General features: G+C 54.3%; 16 protein-coding genes. 6 read left to right on the top strand and 10 right to left on the bottom strand.

Going from position 1 to position 17,403, the window contains the following annotated elements:
- Window positions 1-166: 166 nt before the first annotated feature.
- Window positions 167-1,423 (bottom strand): site-specific integrase, encoded by a 1,257-nt coding sequence (locus tag VN577_08765; GenBank protein HWR14907.1) that lies wholly within the window; start codon window positions 1,421-1,423, stop codon window positions 167-169.
- A 522-nt stretch (window positions 1,424-1,945) separates the two neighbouring features.
- Between VN577_08765 and VN577_08760 the strand changes: the two genes are divergently transcribed.
- The 6 genes from VN577_08760 to VN577_08735 all read left to right on the top strand — a co-directional run bounded on the left by VN577_08760 (window position 1,946) and on the right by VN577_08735 (window position 7,717).
- On the top strand, window positions 1,946-2,146 hold the full coding sequence (locus VN577_08760) for a DUF1778 domain-containing protein (GenBank protein HWR14906.1): 201 nt from the start codon (window positions 1,946-1,948) through the stop codon (window positions 2,144-2,146).
- A gap of 191 nt (window positions 2,147-2,337) precedes the next feature.
- Window positions 2,338-2,637: a hypothetical protein gene (locus VN577_08755; GenBank protein HWR14905.1), complete on the top strand. Its 300-nt coding sequence runs from the start codon at window positions 2,338-2,340 to the stop codon at window positions 2,635-2,637.
- An 11-nt stretch (window positions 2,638-2,648) separates the two neighbouring features.
- Window positions 2,649-3,590, top strand: a complete 942-nt coding sequence (locus VN577_08750; protein ID HWR14904.1) for a hypothetical protein — start codon at window positions 2,649-2,651, stop codon at window positions 3,588-3,590.
- A 355-nt stretch (window positions 3,591-3,945) separates the two neighbouring features.
- Window positions 3,946-4,551, top strand: coding sequence for a hypothetical protein (locus tag VN577_08745; protein ID HWR14903.1), 606 nt, complete (start codon window positions 3,946-3,948; stop codon window positions 4,549-4,551).
- Window positions 4,552-5,138: 587 nt separating this feature from the next.
- A complete protein-coding gene (locus VN577_08740; protein HWR14902.1) occupies window positions 5,139-5,432 on the top strand; it encodes a hypothetical protein in 294 nt (97 codons plus the stop codon).
- A 374-nt stretch (window positions 5,433-5,806) separates the two neighbouring features.
- Window positions 5,807-7,717, top strand: coding sequence for a recombinase family protein (locus VN577_08735; protein ID HWR14901.1), 1,911 nt, complete (start codon window positions 5,807-5,809; stop codon window positions 7,715-7,717).
- Window positions 7,718-8,138: 421 nt separating this feature from the next.
- Here the strand turns inward: VN577_08735 and VN577_08730 are convergent, their stop codons facing one another.
- The 9 genes from VN577_08730 to VN577_08690 all read right to left on the bottom strand — a co-directional run bounded on the left by VN577_08730 (window position 8,139) and on the right by VN577_08690 (window position 17,393).
- Entirely contained in the window at window positions 8,139-8,996 is an 858-nt protein-coding gene (locus VN577_08730; protein ID HWR14900.1) for an NADAR family protein, read from the bottom strand.
- The gene (locus VN577_08725) at window positions 8,996-9,985 is read right to left on the bottom strand and encodes a hypothetical protein (GenBank protein ID HWR14899.1); all 990 of its coding nucleotides are present in this window, start codon (window positions 9,983-9,985) and stop codon (window positions 8,996-8,998) included. Before VN577_08725 ends, VN577_08730 begins: the two co-directional genes overlap by 1 nt.
- 281 nt (window positions 9,986-10,266) lie before the next feature.
- Complete coding sequence (locus VN577_08720; protein ID HWR14898.1) at window positions 10,267-10,473, bottom strand: hypothetical protein; 207 nt, start codon at window positions 10,471-10,473, stop codon at window positions 10,267-10,269.
- A 41-nt stretch (window positions 10,474-10,514) separates the two neighbouring features.
- The gene (locus VN577_08715; protein ID HWR14897.1) at window positions 10,515-12,050 is read right to left on the bottom strand and encodes a hypothetical protein; all 1,536 of its coding nucleotides are present in this window, start codon (window positions 12,048-12,050) and stop codon (window positions 10,515-10,517) included.
- A 128-nt stretch (window positions 12,051-12,178) separates the two neighbouring features.
- Window positions 12,179-13,351, bottom strand: a complete 1,173-nt coding sequence (locus VN577_08710) for a hypothetical protein (GenBank protein HWR14896.1) — start codon at window positions 13,349-13,351, stop codon at window positions 12,179-12,181.
- Window positions 13,348-13,785 (bottom strand): hypothetical protein, encoded by a 438-nt coding sequence (locus VN577_08705; protein ID HWR14895.1) that lies wholly within the window; start codon window positions 13,783-13,785, stop codon window positions 13,348-13,350. The genes VN577_08710 and VN577_08705 overlap by 4 nt, the downstream gene beginning before the upstream one ends.
- Window positions 13,786-13,797: 12 nt before the next feature.
- A complete protein-coding gene (locus tag VN577_08700; protein ID HWR14894.1) occupies window positions 13,798-16,092 on the bottom strand; it encodes a hypothetical protein in 2,295 nt (764 codons plus the stop codon).
- Between the two features lie 10 nt (window positions 16,093-16,102).
- On the bottom strand, window positions 16,103-17,035 hold the full coding sequence (locus VN577_08695; protein HWR14893.1) for a PD-(D/E)XK nuclease family protein: 933 nt from the start codon (window positions 17,033-17,035) through the stop codon (window positions 16,103-16,105).
- Between the two features lie 4 nt (window positions 17,036-17,039).
- Entirely contained in the window at window positions 17,040-17,393 is a 354-nt protein-coding gene (locus tag VN577_08690; protein HWR14892.1) for a helix-turn-helix transcriptional regulator, read from the bottom strand.
- Window positions 17,394-17,403 lie beyond the last annotated feature (10 nt).

Here is a 17,403-nt window from a genome sequence, read left to right as displayed (position 1 = left end):
TTTGTTTCGGGACCAGGGGGTCGGAGGTTCAAATCCTCTCTCCCCGACCATTCTTCAAAATCCCGCGTAACTCGCTGAAAACCAAGTTCGAGAATTTTCGGCAAACATCAGGGTTCTAAAATCGTCCTCTAAGGCCGACCATTCTTTCTCTCGCCTCTTCAACATCTTACGCAGCTTTCGCGCGCTTAACTTTCACGCGATTTTTCGGTACATTCGGTACAATTGACGCCGGAAGTTCGAATCCAACCCCATATTCCGCTGCCTTTTGCTTCCGAAACGCCGCGTTGTCTTTCACCATATCGTACAGATCGTCCATCGAATTTCCTGCGTGTCCCAACCAATAGTCGCGAAGACCTTTGGGACACGTGGTCTCATTCTTCAGGTACGTATTACGGAAGCGCCGGAACGCATGCGTCCCCGCTTTGTGATCTCCCGTGTGGGGATTCACGTAACCTAATTCCTTCAACGCCAGATGAAGATGGTCACGGAGGACGTTGGTCAGTGACAACGGAGTTCCGTTCCTGGTTTGGAAGAGAAATCCGCTTGTGCGCGTGTCGATGTAGCCCTTCAGCAGGTTTGCCACCGCCGGATCAAGCTCGACCAGACGATACGCGCTCGCAGTTTTCAGGCGATCTTCCACGCGACCTCGCCGAGCCTTTTGCTTGACGCTGATTGTCGAGCAGTCAGCCGACAAGTGCTTGTCGATTTCAATCCCGAGCGCCTCCCCGATACGGAGTCCCGCCGCACCGGCGAGAACGAAAAGCATCTGTTCACGAGGGTGACGGTAATTGGCAAGTCCGGTCATAATCTCAGCGGAGAAAGATGGCCGGTTCTGCCTTGACGGATCGACGATGGGCATATCGATGAAATCGTTGTTCCACTTGCGCGGATACACTTGGTTGCCGTCGTTATCTACGACCGAAGTGACGACTGCCTTCGGAACGTCGAGGTAATTCTCGATCGTCTTCGGAGACAAACCTGCCTTCGACATGATCGACACAAGCTTCTTCAGCACGCTATTGTTCACATCACCCACCGGGCAGTCTCCGATGTGAGGGTTGATCCAGTTCCGGAGAGTTCTCTCGTCGTCTTCGATTGTGCCGGAAGAGACGGGTTTGCGTTTCCGGTTGCGACGGTGATCAATCCAGCGCTGCGCCTGCTCCTTGAACGTGAGCACAGTCGCAGGTTGCTGCTTGACCACCTTATTGAAATGTTCGACCGTGTCGGCACCGCTCGCTGCGATGATTTCACGGCCACGACGTTCACGTTCGGAGGCTGACAGACTGCCGGGACCGGAGATCGGGCAGACTTTCGCCCGCTTGAGCTTCCGCTCTTCCTGACCTGGAACATCCATCCACCACCGAACGACCCACCATTTACCACTCTTTTCAATGTGACCAGTTTGCCCTTTGCGGCGGGACATACTCTTTCCCCTCCGCTTCACGGGCGTCGCTGCTGGGAAGTTACTGGGGCTGGCTACAATTTGCAAGCCGCCATCACCGACGAGCGGGACAGTGCTAGCCGGTTCGCCGATGATCGGCAGATTGAGAGGATTTGTCCCCGCGCTTTGGGCAGGGCTCTGAATGAGTTTGAGGTTGGGGCTCGTGCGAGCCCGTTTTGGAGACACGTGCGTACCCTGGCAACAGAATCACCAAGATCGCACCCCCCAAACCTTTTACGTCGCAGTGACGCCTGACTCGGGTATTAGTTGCTGCTGTATGTCGCAGCGGCTGCACGAACTTTTGCGGTCATCTACTTAGATGCGCCGGGATATAGTTTGGGCACAAGCGCGGTGCTTCGGCCAGCGCTGCCGACGTAAGTTGCTGATTATGAGCTGGTTAGACGCTTGTGAAAGCGGCCTTTGGATTAGCACGTGTGGTGTACCAATGTGATTCTCTTGCGTTCAGACAATGGAGACCCGCGCGAACCCTACTAGAATCAGAGCATGCCAAAGAAAGGAAGCCCCGGAAAACGCCGCAGGCCACGTAAGGGCTTCCCGCATCGTGTTGTCGGATACCTGGACGGACCGACTCACGAACTTGTTACCAACGCCGCGGAGCATCTCGGCGAGAACATCAGCGCCTTCGTCGCCCGGGCTGTGAAAGATAGAGCTGAGCAAGTTCTAAAGAAAAGACCGACGACGTAGACACCTCCAGACACCCCGCACTTTAGGCCATTCCGAACCGGCGCTGCGTTCGCCTCTCAAACAAATCCCTAAGTGTCTGAATTCGCAGCGGTTACAAAGTAGCGAATTTGACCGTAGCGTCTGTATACTTGTTAACAGCACGTAGAGTGATATAATAGCACTTTACGTGACATCACACCGAGAGGCTCAGCATGAGGAATACGAAAAAGAAGGGTGCCACACGGAATTCGAAAATCAAGCGCCAGCGCTTCCCAAAGGACAAGATCGCACGGATGTGGGCTAAAGGAATGACGATCGCAGCGATCGCTCACTCAATCGGGCGGATCGACAAGAACAACCCGGGTGATCCATTCCACTCGTTGAGGAACTGTTTGTATCGCATGCATCGGGGCTACACCGATAACAACGGCTGTTTCGTCCGACTTCCCCACCGTGTATCACGCCAGCGGGTTCGTGCGTGCAAGCAGGCTGGACTTCGCGCGTGGGCGTAGAGAGGCAGCAGATGGCACGTATCCAAACCAAGTCGGGGGCGCGGCACAAGGCTTCGAATCAGTCGCCGCCCCTGACCGGCACCAGGAACATTCTGGTGATCGGCGATGTGCACGTAGGTTCAATGTACGGACTTCTGCCCCCTGATTTCGTTAGTTGCGACGGTGCTGAGAAGCCACAAAACGAAGGCCAGAAATATCTTTGGGAATGTTGGCAGGACATGAAACAGAAGGCAGCCAGGTTCAGCATTGACACCGTAGTGGTGAACGGTGACTTGATCGAAGGTCGGCAGGCGAAACAAAAGGCGGGCGAACTGACATTGGTCGCACCGAACGATCAGGAAGCTGCCGCAGTCTTCGTGATGCGCGACCTTCGGAATTGGCTGGAGAAGAACGCCGGACGTGAGGTGCCCTTCTACTTTGTGCAAGGCACCGAATATCACGAAGGCCGCGGTGCAGAGGAACTGGAGTCGATCGCGGCACGTGTGCAAGGCGCCACGATTGATTCGCATCACGCCGGAAGGCACTGCAAAGAAGTACTGGACCTCGATGTTGGCGGAACCGTGCTGAACTTCGCGCATCATGTGGGCGGCGGCGCAGGGTTTACGCGCTCGGGCGGTCTCGACGCCGAAGCTCTGTGGTGCCAGATCACCGCGAGCAAAGGACAGTCAATCGCGGCCGATCTGATCGTTCGCTCGCACGTCCATTACTACTTTCATCTCGAACACACAAACCGGCATGCGTTTATTTGTCCTTGTTGGCAGCTGCAGACACGCTTTGCACGTCATCGCAGTGCTTACAAACTGATGCCTGATATTGGTGCGTTGATTTTTCATGTGAATCCTCAGGCGAAGAGAGATGGGATGGATCCGATCGGATTTACGAAGCTGCTGTACCAGCTCCCGAGCCCGAAAGTGAACAAACTTACCATTGGCAAGCGACTGGCGAGACGATGAAACGCAAATCACAATTCGAGTGTGACGCTGACGTGGAACAACACTTCGCGCTCACTGCGACATTGTCTAGCAAGCCCGTACCGCCTGCGGACCTGTGGGAGCAGATGGAGCAGGTCCGGCGGGTCGCACACTCGAAGCGAATCTTTCCGATGGTTGCGAGTGCACCGGCAGAGTTTCGCTATGAGCCGACGACGATGTTGCGGCGGCAACCGGCGTACCCAATGAGGGAAATCTGCGAGGTAGCAATCGCGCCTGTTGAGAAACGCACGCGTAGGACTACGCCCAAGATCTCACCCGCGCCGAAAACGCTAGTGAGGTTGGTTCAAAAAGCCGGCAATCGAAAGAGAAGGCAAAAATGAAACGATACATCGCGCACCTGAAGAGCACTTCACCGATCTCATTTTCGAGGTACCACGGGACCCCGAAGCGCGATCGCGAATCGGACCAGGACTACGAAGAGCGCACTTGGCGGGAACGCCTACATACCGACGCCCGGGGAAACGTGTTGATTCCTTTGTTTGCCCTCAAGAACGCGCTCGACGCTGCCGCGAAGTACGAAGGCAAGAAGATTCCCGGGAAGCGAAACGCAACCTTCACCAAGCACGTTAACTCCGGCGTTATGGTTGAGTCGGCTGTTGTACTGCCGGTTAAGAAGTCTGCGGTACGTGGCGAGTGGCGCTTCGTACCTGCAGACGGTACTCCAGGTGGTGCGAAGCGAGTGATGAAATGCTTTCCCGTCATTAGCGACTGGCACGCGAAAGTCTCGTTTGCTGTTATCGACGAAATCATCACGAAAGACATTCTTCAGGAATTTCTGGAAGTCGCGGGAAGCTACATAGGGATTGGTTCCTTCCGTCCGGAGAACCGCGGAATCTGGGGAAGGTTCAAAGTGTTGGCTCTGAACGAGGCGAAGAAGGTTCCCGTATCCGTGCGCGGCAGCAGTCGCAGGCGCACCGCATGAGCTTGTCTGGTCATGGCAGCATGTGGCAGGCCGTGACTTGATTGGTCGTGATTTGACGAGATGAGATGTGCGGCGGAGCAGCAGGTGAAGGTTTGATCGAGACTTGACCAGTCCAGGTGGGACCTCATTGGACATGTTGGGTCGCGATGACACGAGATCAGACAAGACAATAATCCATGGCTCAAAGACCAAAACGCGCTAAGAGGAACCGATCCTACCAATCACCCCTCAGCGAGATTCGCGTGGGGATGCTGTTCATGAAGAAACAGACAGACGAGCTTCAATTCGAGGAGCTTACAACGTCAGAGAGCGAATTCCGCTGGCTTGACCCAGAACAGTATCGGCGACACCGCGGACAAGTGCGGTTGGTAGCTGGAGCCTCCGCAGAACTCAGCAGATACGCAAACGCGAACTGCTTGCTTCCCTTGGGCGTTGTCATTTTAGACGAACACGGGAGACGTTCAGACATCCTGATTAGAAGCTCAATCACCGCCGAGAATAGTGAAGCAGCAATGGCCCTGCTCCATCGGCATGCTGACTTTTGGTGTATGGACCAGCAGCCTCGGACGTAAGAACGGGTAAGACGAATGCGACGCTCAAAATCGTTGCGAAGCCTTGTCGGAGAAGTGGTCATCATTCGGAGTTCGGTGATCAATCCGGACGACATGGCGCGAGTCAAGCTACACCGCGTTGACCCAGAAGGTGTGTGGGTCGAATCGCAGGCATTTACCGACACGATCATGGAACGATGCAATACAGCAACGTCCGAGACAACTTTGATTCAGTTCATTCCGTTCGCCCGAGTTGACTTCATCGTTGCCTCGATTGACGGCGTATCGATTTCGGAACAGGCTCTCGGGCTCAATGAAGGCGAGGGATGAATACGCGGCAACCGCGGGCGAGCGCGAGCAACGCGGTGAGCAAGTCGAATTGGGAGGCCGAATGGGTCAGACAAAACAACGAAGACGATCGCGGCAACGCGCTTCCGAAGTAGATAAACAGGGGTTGAGCGATGCTAAAAGCAATGAGACTGTTCTGCTGATCGCCCCAGGGGAACCGAATCCGAACACAGTCTCGGCAATAGTTAGCGGGTGGGTAGCACCGCGATTGGCCGAAGAATTTCTACGCGAGCAACGATGCCGCCTTCCGAATGAAGAGATGGAAGTTTCACGGGCGAAATCGTAGCCGTTTGCGTTTACCCAATATTGCCCCCTCTTTATAGGAGGCTGCGGCCAAGTGGCCGCGCACACAAATCATGCAACCTTACTTTCTCAACCAATCTTCCCAAGCGACACTCTTCAGGGTCGCCATCTACGCCAGATACTCGTCTGACCTACAACGTCCCACGTCAATCGAAGACCAGATTCGCAACTGCCGAGCGATTGCCGAACGCAACGGCTGGATCGTTGCTGAAGAGCACATACGGTCGGACTCTGAAATCACAGGGCAATCCCTCGCCGGCAGAGATGGTCTGATCGAGTTGGTAGAAATCGCAAAGACTTCACCCAAGCCCTTCGATGGAATTTTGATCGACGACACGTCTCGTTTCGGTCGCTATATTCCTGACGTCGTAAGGCTCGCCGACATCTTGGAAGGACACGGCATCTTCCTTCACTTCGGTACGCAGGGACTTGATTCCCGCAACCCGGGATTCCGTCAGGTCTTCATCATCTACGCCATGATGGATGAACAATACGTAACTGGCGTGAGTCAGAAGGTGCATCGTGGACAGCACGGTCGAGTGTTGAATGGCTACGTCCCGGGCGGCAAGTGTTATGGCTACGAGAACATTCCTGTTGAAGATCCGACACGTCGGGGTGAATACAATCGTCCCGCCGTCATTGGCGTCATTCAACGCCCATTGTCCGCCGAAGCGGCTATCGTGCAGCGAATCTTCGAAATGTATGCGGCGGGATACAGTTATGCCCGGGTCGCCAAGACGTTAAATCAGGAAGGTATCTTATCGCCACAGGCACCACGCAAAGGACGGGTGCGTGCGTGGTGTCCTTCTGCGATTCGTGAAATGCTGCTGAACGAAAAGTATAAAGGGGTGACGGTATGGAACCGCACGAAGACCGTCCGCAATCGTGACAAGGAAGGTCGCATTGAGCAGCGTCCTCGACCTCAGTCCGAATGGGTGCGGGTCGAAGTTCGAGAACTTCGCATCATCTCGGATGAATTGTGGGATGCTGCCCGGGAACAGAACAGGCTTGTCCGTGAAAAGCACGGTCCGAAGCGGCTAGGTGGAATGAATCGAACCGAAGCGAGCCGTCGCTACATCTTCAGCGGTTTGCTTGAATGCGGCGAGTGCGGTCGGAACATCACGACTGTAGCGGGCACAGCGCCCAACTCACGCTACGGCTGCCCCAATCATCGTTTCCGTGGCGTCTGCTCAAACGACGTGACGATTGCGCAGCGCAAACTAGAGGACCAGCTACTCACAGCGCTCAGCCGCAATCTGCTCGACCGCACGAACCAGGAAGCGCTGGTGCGTGCCGTAGCAGAACAGGTGAAGATCAAGCTAGAAGCTGAAGCGAGCCGTGCCCGTCACGCCACAGAGCGTCAGGCTGAACTCAAACAGGAGAAAGCGAAGCTGATGAAGAAGGCGGCAAACTTGGCTGAGGCAATCGCAGAGCTATCTATGTCAGCGACGCTGAAGGCTGAACTGCAGGCCGTGGAACGCCGCCTGAGCGATCTGGATAGGCTGCTGACGCCGGCGACTGCGGTAACCGTGCCGTCGTTCAGCGAGGAAGAATTCCGTGAGTTTGTCCGCCGGAAGTCGCAGGAACTCGTTGACGTTCTGTTGGGCGATCCAGTGGTGGCGAGACGAGAACTGCAGCGACGCATCAGCAAGCTCGTCCTGACGCCCCGCAGGCTCGTCGGACGCCGCACGCTGGAAGTCACAGGCGACGTTTCGCTGTTCACTCGACCTGATGTAATGCTCACCAATTCCTCGGGGGGAATTGGTGAGCATTACACGCCCTCATCGCCAACTGACCCAATCGATCGCCTTGGCGACCTGCTGCCCGCCATTCGATTGTCAGGAATCGAGTTACAGCCGCAGCCGCTACTCGTGCACTTCTCGGCGAAAGCGATCAGGGCGCTACGGACGTTGGTGCTTCCAATTTCGTCGGATTGCCTGCAACTCATCCCCGAACGACTCTGACCGACTTCCGCAGGTGCCGCCAGATCACGGCGGCACCGACCCGCATCCTGCCTGGTAAATTACACTTCCATCCGTAATCTTCGAAGCACACTGAGGAACCTAGTGGACGATCAGCAGACCGCGAAACGGTTGCAAGCACAGGATTCATTCGGCACACTTTTGGTCGGATTCGCGTTGTGGATCGGCGGGTATCGAATTTCTATTTCGGTTCGTCTTAGGGTTTTGGATACTTAGTGACGCTTTACATCACTGTTTGGCAAGGGCACATGCCATCAGTACGACTCTACACAAGAAGCGGGAAGAACGAAGTTACACAGATCACCGAGTGGCTCGGCTGAGATTCTGAGGAGCTTCTGCTAGGGTGGCGAGGAAAGCCGTAGGCTGGAAGCTTGGCTGTCGCCGAGGACGGCCAAGATAGGCACTACCGTCTTTTGCACTCCGTATAAAAGCGTAAACCAAATCGCCTCACGATTTCGGAAAGAAGACGAACTTTGGATTCATTGGCCGGAGTTATCGCGCATCCAATATTGAGTTTTAGGTCAACCGAGGCTTGATCAGGGTCAATGCCGGAGACGCTGAGAGCATGCAGGAGTGTGATCCAATGCTCACGGGATAGCTCCCCAAGAATATGTATGTATTGGCCATGTTCCTCATTCTTGAGTAGTGGGATCGTGCTGTTGTCGGGCTCGATAGTCTCCGACTTGTGTACCACGCCCACAGGCTTATCGAGGATTCTAAAGTTGCTTACGTCGGGCGGATCGACGTGGTCGATCCCTTCTGAAGAGTTATAGACCTCCTCTCTCACTTCCATAAGCAGCCTTCCGAGTACGTTCTTTCCTCGAAGAAAGCCGTCATCGCAGGGCTTTGCTCCCCAGAACTGATCTTTGATTGATTCCTCGACGATCGGACGCATTTCTGTAGCCCGAAGGAGCTCACGGAATTTTATTTGGTGCTGAAGGAGTTTTACTCGCAAGCACCACTTCATGATCCTGACACGCACGGAGTCCCAATCAGGGCGCGTTTGTTGTCTAAACCTCTTGCTCTTCATCTTGGCCGTCATAGGACTCCGCTCTGAGATGATGAGTCTCTGAACCTCCGGCGCATTCGGGAACCGACAGCACTGGTACAACGCCTCGGCAGTCCCAAATCGTATCCCTGCAACCGCGAGTGGAAACCCTGGCGCCATGTTCGAAAGCCCGCCAAACGGGCCGTGTGTAGTCCGGAACACTACAACTTCTTTCTTCGAGTACTCACGCTCTTGATCCGAAGCTGAGGGCATCAATTTGTCTTCCGGGGAAATAGAGGAATCCATGGATCACCAGCCCATAGCGCGAGTGGACAATTATTTGCGCAGTTCCTAAATGTCACGATGAGCGAGCCGAACCCCAATGTTCTCAGCACACTGTTCCCAAGGGGCCGCTGGTACTCGTTGAGGTATGGGCAAATCTGCCGTATGTGCGCACCCTTGATTAATAGCTGTTGCTCCAAGAGGTCACGCCCATCCTCAGATGAAAACAGGTTGGCCGGGCCGCTCTGTCCTGGTTTCCGCAACACTGGCGGGTAGCCCTGCTTTGCGAGTTCTGCCGCGTACTCCTTCACTGCGTCATCGTCCGATATCCTTACAGGTCTCAGAACATCGCTGTTATTGATGTAGTACTTCCTGTCTTCGAGTTCCCGGATGCGCCACCAGTGTATGTTGACTGATTTTCCAACCTTCTTCGCGGCTTCTTTCAGCTTCTCATTCGCGAAATATTGCCCGCCAGTGTGATATGCGAGGACGATAATGTGGAGTTCTACTTTCTTGGGTGCGGCTTCCTCAATCCAAGGTACCAGATCGCCCCGCACATGCCCGCCACTAAAGACGACATCATCGATGTAAACAGCTGTTTCGGAGTCTTTGGCGCATCCACCCACCCCAAAGCCGATCTCGTGTTCCAAAATCCCGTCGAACACCTCCAGCATCTCGCTCTGGCTCGATCCAGCGCGTTGGATATCAAGCACGGTTGCGTTCTTCCAAAACTTCTTCGGCTCTCCGGATGTAAGTTGCTTGTGAGATGCTAATCCTGCCAGGAAGGTCTGAACCGAGTCCTTGCCGAGGTAGGTAGAGTCCAGTACGTGCTTGACCTCGGACAATATCGGGTCACGGACATCTTTGTCGAACTGCCGGACCCAAGCGGTGATGTAGTCGACATCGATCCCCGAGATCTCGTCCTTGCGATAGTCGAAAATCTTCGCCTTTAATGATTTGACCAACTCGCGATTGGTCATGCGAGTACACTCCGCATCAGACCGAAATGGCAACAGCCAGCGCCGTGCGCCAGTCCACAGGACAATCTCCTGTGAGAACAGTGCAGTAAGAATATCAACCTTACGAAAGTGAGTCGAGGTCACCTCTTTCGCGCTTGGTTACGAGGGCTGCGGAGCGGAGACCGTCGTCAAACACGTTGGACCGATTTGGCTGGGCCGCGTCTTGGCAAAGAGCAGGTGGTACGCCGGATAAACAGAACCGCCACCCTGAGGGGCGGCGGTTCGTTACGTGAACAAGTCCTCTAGCGAACAACTACTTTAAGCCGACCAGGAGCCTCGGACTTCAGCCAGTGCTTTTGATGGGCAAGATCGGCGAGTTCTTTTGTGCCATATTCGGCAGGCAAGTACCGCAAGTTTGCCGCACGAATTCGTTCCAGGGCGCGACGGAATTCAGCATGGGTGAACGAGTGTCCACTCAACTCGCGAAACGCCTTTTTCGGATCAAACATGAATGGCTCCAAATTCATTTTGACTGATTTATTAGATGCGGTCAATGACGTACAGATCCCGAACTCCCCTTCCGTTGCTTTCTCCTTTGTTTCGGCTTCGGCGGGCTTAGAAGCGACTCCAGCACCTGCTCCTTGGTAACGTCTGATGATCGAAGCGCAAACGCATGGATTTGAAGGTCCTCGTCCCAAGCGTCCCGAAGGGCCCGGATGAGGGGTGACAGCTGCACGACGGGGATGAAGCGGTTATCCGATTGGATCAGGGTGATTGAATCTCTCTTGGGATTCCCGCCTAACGTGATTCCATACGGACGGAACTTATGCAAGACAAGTAGCACGCCTTTCTTCGCCAGTTCACGCCGCACTTGTTGGATCAATGGACCGTACTCAGGAGAACGGAACAGTCTGTTCAGCCTGGCGATCTGTGATTTAGACAAGTCGCCTTTTCGCTTCCATAGGCTCTTGAGAGTAGGCTCCCGCCGCAGAATTAAGCTCGTGGTGGCTTGCAACAAGCCTGCATAAGCTTCCGACTTCTGTTCGCAAGCCCGAAGTATCTGGAGCCACCAAGGATCGTCGTGTTCAGCGAACTGACTGAGAAGATCCTTGGCCTGCTTGGCGCTCCTTGCGCCCTGCAGTTCGTTCAACTCTGCGAGAAAATCGCTTCCAGCTTTTGAGCCCAGAGCGTTGACAGACGAATACCGTAGAGCAGCGCCCAACTGCGCGGATTTGTGATGTCGAGCAAGTACCTGATGGCTCCGAGCCCGCGAGATGTAAAAACTTTCGACCGCTGTAAGCCCGCGTTCGTCGACAGCGGTGATGTACCCCAAGGTTCGATGTCTTACCAAAACGAGATTGCGAACCAAACGATCAAGATCGTAGGCAGCGAATTCCAGACCAAGCGCACGCGCATCCCGTAAAAGATAATCGGCGCGATCAACATCGATTTCACCATCGACCAATGAATGTAGCCATCCTAAGGCATTGACGTTCGGCTCCAAGAAATCGTCGTAACCCGGTTCTGTGTCGAGGATCTTCCGGGCCATCGCAAACGAAACTCGAGTTGCCGCTGAGATCTCCTTTTGATCCTTGATTAAAGCTTGGAATACCAAGTCCGCGAGGCGGTGGCCGATTTTTTCGTGGGGCGTCCCTGCGGCCAGGGATTCGAGATTCTGGGCAATATCAGGGCTCTGCGCAGCATAATCTTTCAAAGCGAATTCGAAATCATGGCTGAATGGCAAATGCCCTAAGTCGTGGAATAGTGCCGCCAATCGGAGGCCAGCTTCTGCAAGACCTAAGAGTCGCACGAATTTGCGGTCATTCTGAAGAGTAGTATCGTGAAACGTCACTCTCGTGGCTTCCAGGCCACCTCCACCGAAACGACGGTCCGGCACCAGCAGTAATTCGAGATCATCGAGTTGGACGTTGTAGTTATTGAAGACATCGAGGGCCTCTAATTCAGCGAAAAATGCCAACGCCGTCGGTTCGTCGGCGTTCTCTACTGCGGAGATCAAGAATCGTGAGGCAAGATGCATTGCCCCCAGGCTATGAACAAATCTGGACGTTCTCGCCTCCGGAAACACAAACTCCGCCAAACCGGTTTGGGTAATTCGCCGGAGTCTTTGAGTGATCGGATGATCGATGACGATTCGCTCATGTGCAGCCACTCTGAGATAGCCATGAACCGGATCGCGAATTACAAACGGTTTGTTCATCGACTTATTCCTCGGCCAGAACCTACGAGAAAACTGCCGATGGCGTCTTGTTCCCAAGCAGGATACCGTTCAGGATCGCGTCGAAACGCCAGCCATGCTGCATTCACCAACTGTATTGGATTCGCGAAATTTACTCCTTTCGGAGGTTCCACGTCACTCGTTGCGAAATGACGGATGCCTGCTAAGGATATCAATTGATCGATAGCCGCGTTCAGTGGTCCGTCCATCTCTGGAACGTATAGTCCGAAATAGTCGTTGTCGAACTGGACGGCTTGTGCGATTGCTTCCCACTGTTGCTCGACTAAGATGGATGCTTTTGAGAGGTCTCCATTGAGGTTAAACTTGATGGCCTGCGCCAGCAGCACTTGTATTCTCAACCGGGTCGGTGGGTGCGTATTCCGGCTATCTTTACCATCACTGCTGGGAAAATCTCCTGCGCCGAGCAACTGCAGGTAATTAGAAAATGCAAACAAATAGGCAGGACCACCAATTAGCAAACCGACTGCGTCGCAAAAGAACTCTTGCGCCCATTCGTACCATGTTTCAACGATGTTTGCTCTATTCCCTGCCTCTGCTGCGGCCCGTGCATCATTTCGAACGGATCGCGGAGTTAAGATTCGGTCAATCGATTGCTGGAGTTCGCCCACGACGGGATCGAAGTCCGATGTACGTGCGGCATACAACACGTGCCCGAACTCGTGAAAAAGCAATGGACTGAAGCGTAGTCCGGTACTGTTCGCCCCGGGTGCGAAGTAGAGGGCAGCGTGCGGCGGCCACGGCCAACTCGCAAAACCGCCATCAGAGAGCGCGAAAGGGATGCTTTCAGTGGCGGGATTCGTCTGATGAAGCCAGTTAAGGATGCGCAGACTGGCGCGATCCTGTTCGCTTGCTCGCGTGAGTGGTGCAAGTAGACGGTCGCGAATAATCCCGAATTCGCGTCGGAGTTGCTGTGTGCGGCTCAGTAATTCCGGGATCAATTCGGGAAAGCCGTAGGAGACGACGATCAGTGCATCTTGTGTGGAAGCTTGTATATTCGCTATCCGCTCAACCAGCCATTCACGGTAATCCGCAAGCTCTTCAATCGCCTGAACACGCTCTACGATCGCGAGCAGTTGGCTTGCTTCGAGAAAGAGGTCCCGATTATTCGTCTCAAGGATGGATGCGATCACACCTGCCCCATAATGTCGCGAACATCTGGCGCCATTCGCTGCTCTATGACTCCTCGCAGACTGGATAAATACCCGACCAGTTCTTGGGTATCCGAGTCATTTTTCTGTAACAGCTCGCGAACCCGGCTTAGAGCTTCCACCGGCAGATGTGCACTAGGAAAGTTCCTGTCCGGCGTGAAATTGCGCGCTAGGTGGCAAAGCGCTGTCCCGGCGCCGGTCACCGATTGGCCACTAATCGTATTTTCTGCCACGAGCCGCTGGACGTGAGCAAAAGTGCGGTCAAGTTCCATTCGTGCACTCTGCATGCGGCGCATGACTTGTGGTGACCTAATGCCACGCGCTTCCAACTTCAGTCCAATAAGAAAATCGTTAATGAGAGTAATTAGGCGCTCGGTGATCTGATATGTAGTTGCGGTTAACCAATCTACTTGCATGAGTGCTCCTGGCTACTTGATGCGGCGAATCTCTTGCGCTGCCCTCGCTCGAAGCTCCTCATCGGTTCTCTTGAGTCCCGCCGCAAGTCTTTGTGCTACTCCTGGACTGCCATAATTTAGTTGCGCCGAACGGAAAAAATGCTCTGTCGCCTCGTCAAGTGCCAGAGAGTCCTTCTCGGACATAAGGAGCAGCGGGTCAGCAGTGCCCTGCGTTAGGCAGGCGGCGCCAGTCGTGCATAAAAGCCTGGCCCCCGCTCGAAGCCGGATGGCCACTCCCTCCAGCGTATTAACTGCGACACCGTCGCGACTCAGTTCCCAGATCCGGATATTCTTGGTGCCTGTTTTCCTAACACTCGTAAAGACTACAGTTGGAGCAGCGCTCAGTTTCTTTTCCACCTTTAGGTTTTCGAATGCCTCTGCCACTGCCTGGCGCTCATCGCCGCATTCTGTGCCGTCACGAAACACAACTACGGAATTCAACGGAGTGCCGATGGGGGCAGAGCGGAAGACCTTGATCACGGATGCCTTGAGAGCCTCCGGATTGATCGTTTCATGCTTGACGTCGGCTTTCCACTCAGTCACCGTTTCCAGACAGAATTCTGGTTTGCCTTGTACATCGCGATTCACCAAAAGCGAGACAGCGAACTGTCGGCGGTCAGCCCCAACGTCAATTGAGAGTTCCGCTTCAAGCCCTCCGGTGGGCTGATATCTCCATGGCAGTGCTCCAAGTTTCTGAAACACATCGAGAGCACATACGCGGATGAAGTTATCCCACCGATAGAGCGGCTTGGGCATGGCGCGATGGCCGTTCCCATTTTGCGGTTGCGCAGGTTGGATGAGGTCTTTGGCTTCGTCGAAGTGGCGCGACAGAGCCCTGGCGGTAATTCGTTTAACCCTCCAGGCTTTGAGTCCGTATTCGATTTCGAAGTAGGCTGCTGGGTTGTCGTCGTCGAACACAAACACAGCAATCCCTGAACTCGCGATTCTTTCGAGGCGTGCGATTCCTTCTTCCAGCGAACCATACTGCTGACAGTAGAAGGGAGTGAAACGGATTCCTGCCCATTGAGACATTAGACGACAAATCGCCTCCCCAAGAGCCTTGAGCGATTCTGAGGAGCATCGCGTCGGGGCGACGAAATATATCGTGCGCGGGGCTGTTGGTGGTACGTAATACGCCTTTCCTCGACCGAGAGCGGGGAGGCGGCCAACAAACCACTTTCGGTAGCCGCATTGGGAACGTTCGATGGGAGGCTCAATCGTCTCGCCCTTCAATTCAAGAGCGGGCGGGGGAATTAAGAAAATGGACTTCCGTGTAGGCTGCCAGAAGTGATCCGTAACCTGTGGCATTCCTGCCCCAAGCGAATCGGTGCCGATGACCTTCCAGAACTGACTGATAGCTTGGCGTCGCTCCTCCGGCGACAGCTTATCTACCTCCTTAAGTTTCCCCCGCAATTGCTCTGTGCCCACTCTTACGAAGAGCCTCTTGGCAGGGACCAACTGCGGCCGGTCTATACCCGGGAACGAAACGCGGGCTACGGGGTCATTCGGCTGCACATGATTCGCTCCGCGCATCCGAGTCACGTAGTCGTAAAGCGAATCATAGGACGTACCCTTAATCCGAAGAGGACCTGTCGTACCGCACGTCAACCCATGACAAAACTGATCGAAATAGCACTTATGCTTGGAAGTCCCCAGGTCATATAAAAGCGTGCCTTTATAGCCCGATTTCCGTGAGCTGAGGCGCTCGAATTGTGTTCGTTGCCCAGGGTCGCTGCACAGCAGGTAATCGGCGACCGAGCCAGTGGTCAAAAACGTCGTCGTCACATCGACCGCAATTCCGATTCCGACTCCGTCGAGCACCACTGCAGAAGCACTGTAACGACGAAATGCCGCAATACCGTCCAGTACTGTGATCGGAGACTTTTCGTACCAGCTATGAAATTGCCCATCCCGCCACCAATCTGTTCGATTCGGGACCGTGGCGTAAAGGCGTCGCTCAACAAGAGTGGCGAGCCGATCGCGATCAGACTCAATCGCAAAGTTTAGCTGCAGGGCGCCGGCGTCGGATAAATCAGTCGCGAAGTCCTCAAACTCCAACCGGACAGGTTGGATTGGACGACTCAGGGCCACAATCACTTGGTCACCATATGGAATGCACGCTGTGTTGAAGGTGAGACCTACCCGTCCAGCGACCTTCTGTAGGAGTTCCGGACTGTCTATTCTCGGCTGCAGGCGAAGACGCCTGGTATTCAGGTACAGACTCGGTCCTGGCGTAACAATGCGGATGTTTGTCTCAAGCGTGTTCACAACGTACTCCTTACTCGGCAGAGCACACGGATTGGTACTGGCACATTTCACAAATCCTATTCTGTCTACACGGCGTAAACGCCCTTGCATTAGCTGCTGTCCCGTAGGGATGCAGGTTGCGCATAAGAATCAGGTCTTGCGTGATCCTTGCGCGGACTTGCCTTGGATGAACGTCATCAGGAACGCAGTATGTTCTCGCAATCCCATCAGCGAGGTATGCCATGTGGAGCTTGATTGGTATCTGAATGGTAGATTGCTTCGAGGCCCAGAGCCCATAAAAGCCAACCTGAAGGTTCTCGTCAGCACTGCCGGCCGAACCAATCTTCCAGTCTAGAATGTGATGGCATTCCGGTTCGGATAACTCCAGGTCGATTTTGCCCTTCGCCAGAGAACCGTCAACTGTTACGGTTATATTTTGCTGCGTCTTGAGCGCCTTTCCGGTCTTTCGAAAGGGAGCGTACGCTTCACTCTCGGCAAAATTCTTGAGACCGACAAGGATCTTTTGTTCCGCTGCCTCGTATCGGGAGTCGCGATCGGGGAAGCTCGCCACAAATTCCAATAATCGGGGTGGTACGAATTCCCGCGAGCTTTCGAGGTTCACACCTAAGTTGAAGGCTCGGTCCTTCTCCAGGATAGCCAGACCCCATTTCTGCAGACGGGTCAGATCCCACGTCGAGTTCGCATCCGCCCGTGATAGGTACGTTCGGATGACCAGATCAACGATATCTCCTGCCCGAAGATACAGGTTCGTTATGGGTTTCAGTTCACGAAGTCGAGCTTTGTTGGGTTCTCCGTGAGCGGTTCGACTGCTCGCGCCGTAATAGTGGTAATAGAACTTTCTCGGGCATTGGAAGAGCAGCTGCCGTTTCGAAAACGACCAGGTAACGTGGCCGGCCTGAGCAGGTTGAGGTACCACATCGTGTAAGGGAAACAATGTTTCCATGGATTCATCCGCGTAACCGTTTGAGAGTCGCCGTGAGACGACGCCATTCGGCATCAGTCAGTTTCATATCGTCTGCTTGCCGAAGAAACTCAAGAGCGCTCAAACTCGAAACCGCCGTCTGGCCCAGTTCGGCTGGGATCTTTCGCGAAGCTACAATGAGTTCATCCGGACGGGTGTGAAGCACCGAACAAATGCGAAGGATCGTCTCCTCCGCCGGTGGGCGAACCCGATCATTCTCCAGTTTACTTATGTAGGTGAAATCGACTTTTGCCCTCTCAGCCAGCTCTTCTTGCGAGAGCTTAGCAGCACGTCGGAGGCGCCGCAGAACAGCGCCAAATGACTCAGAGCTTCTGTTCATGAAACATATC

The sequence above is a fragment of the Terriglobales bacterium genome (assembly GCA_035561515.1).
Classification (GTDB): Bacteria; Acidobacteriota; Terriglobia; order Terriglobales; family Acidobacteriaceae; genus DATMXP01.
This window is presented reverse-complemented; position numbering and strand designations above follow the sequence as displayed.

Excerpts from the sequence above, each read along its gene's own strand:
- VN577_08735 (HWR14901.1), top strand. The coding sequence starts at position 5,807 with ATGCAACCTTACTTTCTCAACCAATCTTCCCAAGCGACACTCTTCAGG.
- VN577_08755 (HWR14905.1), top strand. The coding sequence starts at position 2,338 with ATGAGGAATACGAAAAAGAAGGGTGCCACACGGAATTCGAAAATCAAG.
- VN577_08730 (HWR14900.1), bottom strand. The coding sequence starts at position 8,996 with ATGCCCTCAGCTTCGGATCAAGAGCGTGAGTACTCGAAGAAAGAAGTT.
- VN577_08750 (HWR14904.1), top strand. The coding sequence starts at position 2,649 with ATGGCACGTATCCAAACCAAGTCGGGGGCGCGGCACAAGGCTTCGAAT.
- VN577_08725 (HWR14899.1), bottom strand. The coding sequence starts at position 9,985 with ATGACCAATCGCGAGTTGGTCAAATCATTAAAGGCGAAGATTTTCGAC.
- VN577_08745 (HWR14903.1), top strand. The coding sequence starts at position 3,946 with ATGAAACGATACATCGCGCACCTGAAGAGCACTTCACCGATCTCATTT.
- VN577_08765 (HWR14907.1), bottom strand. The coding sequence starts at position 1,423 with ATGTCCCGCCGCAAAGGGCAAACTGGTCACATTGAAAAGAGTGGTAAA.
- VN577_08760 (HWR14906.1), top strand. The coding sequence starts at position 1,946 with ATGCCAAAGAAAGGAAGCCCCGGAAAACGCCGCAGGCCACGTAAGGGC.
- VN577_08705 (HWR14895.1), bottom strand. The coding sequence starts at position 13,785 with ATGCAAGTAGATTGGTTAACCGCAACTACATATCAGATCACCGAGCGC.
- VN577_08720 (HWR14898.1), bottom strand. The coding sequence starts at position 10,473 with ATGTTTGATCCGAAAAAGGCGTTTCGCGAGTTGAGTGGACACTCGTTC.
- VN577_08695 (HWR14893.1), bottom strand. The coding sequence starts at position 17,035 with ATGGAAACATTGTTTCCCTTACACGATGTGGTACCTCAACCTGCTCAG.
- VN577_08740 (HWR14902.1), top strand. The coding sequence starts at position 5,139 with ATGCGACGCTCAAAATCGTTGCGAAGCCTTGTCGGAGAAGTGGTCATC.
- VN577_08690 (HWR14892.1), bottom strand. The coding sequence starts at position 17,393 with ATGAACAGAAGCTCTGAGTCATTTGGCGCTGTTCTGCGGCGCCTCCGA.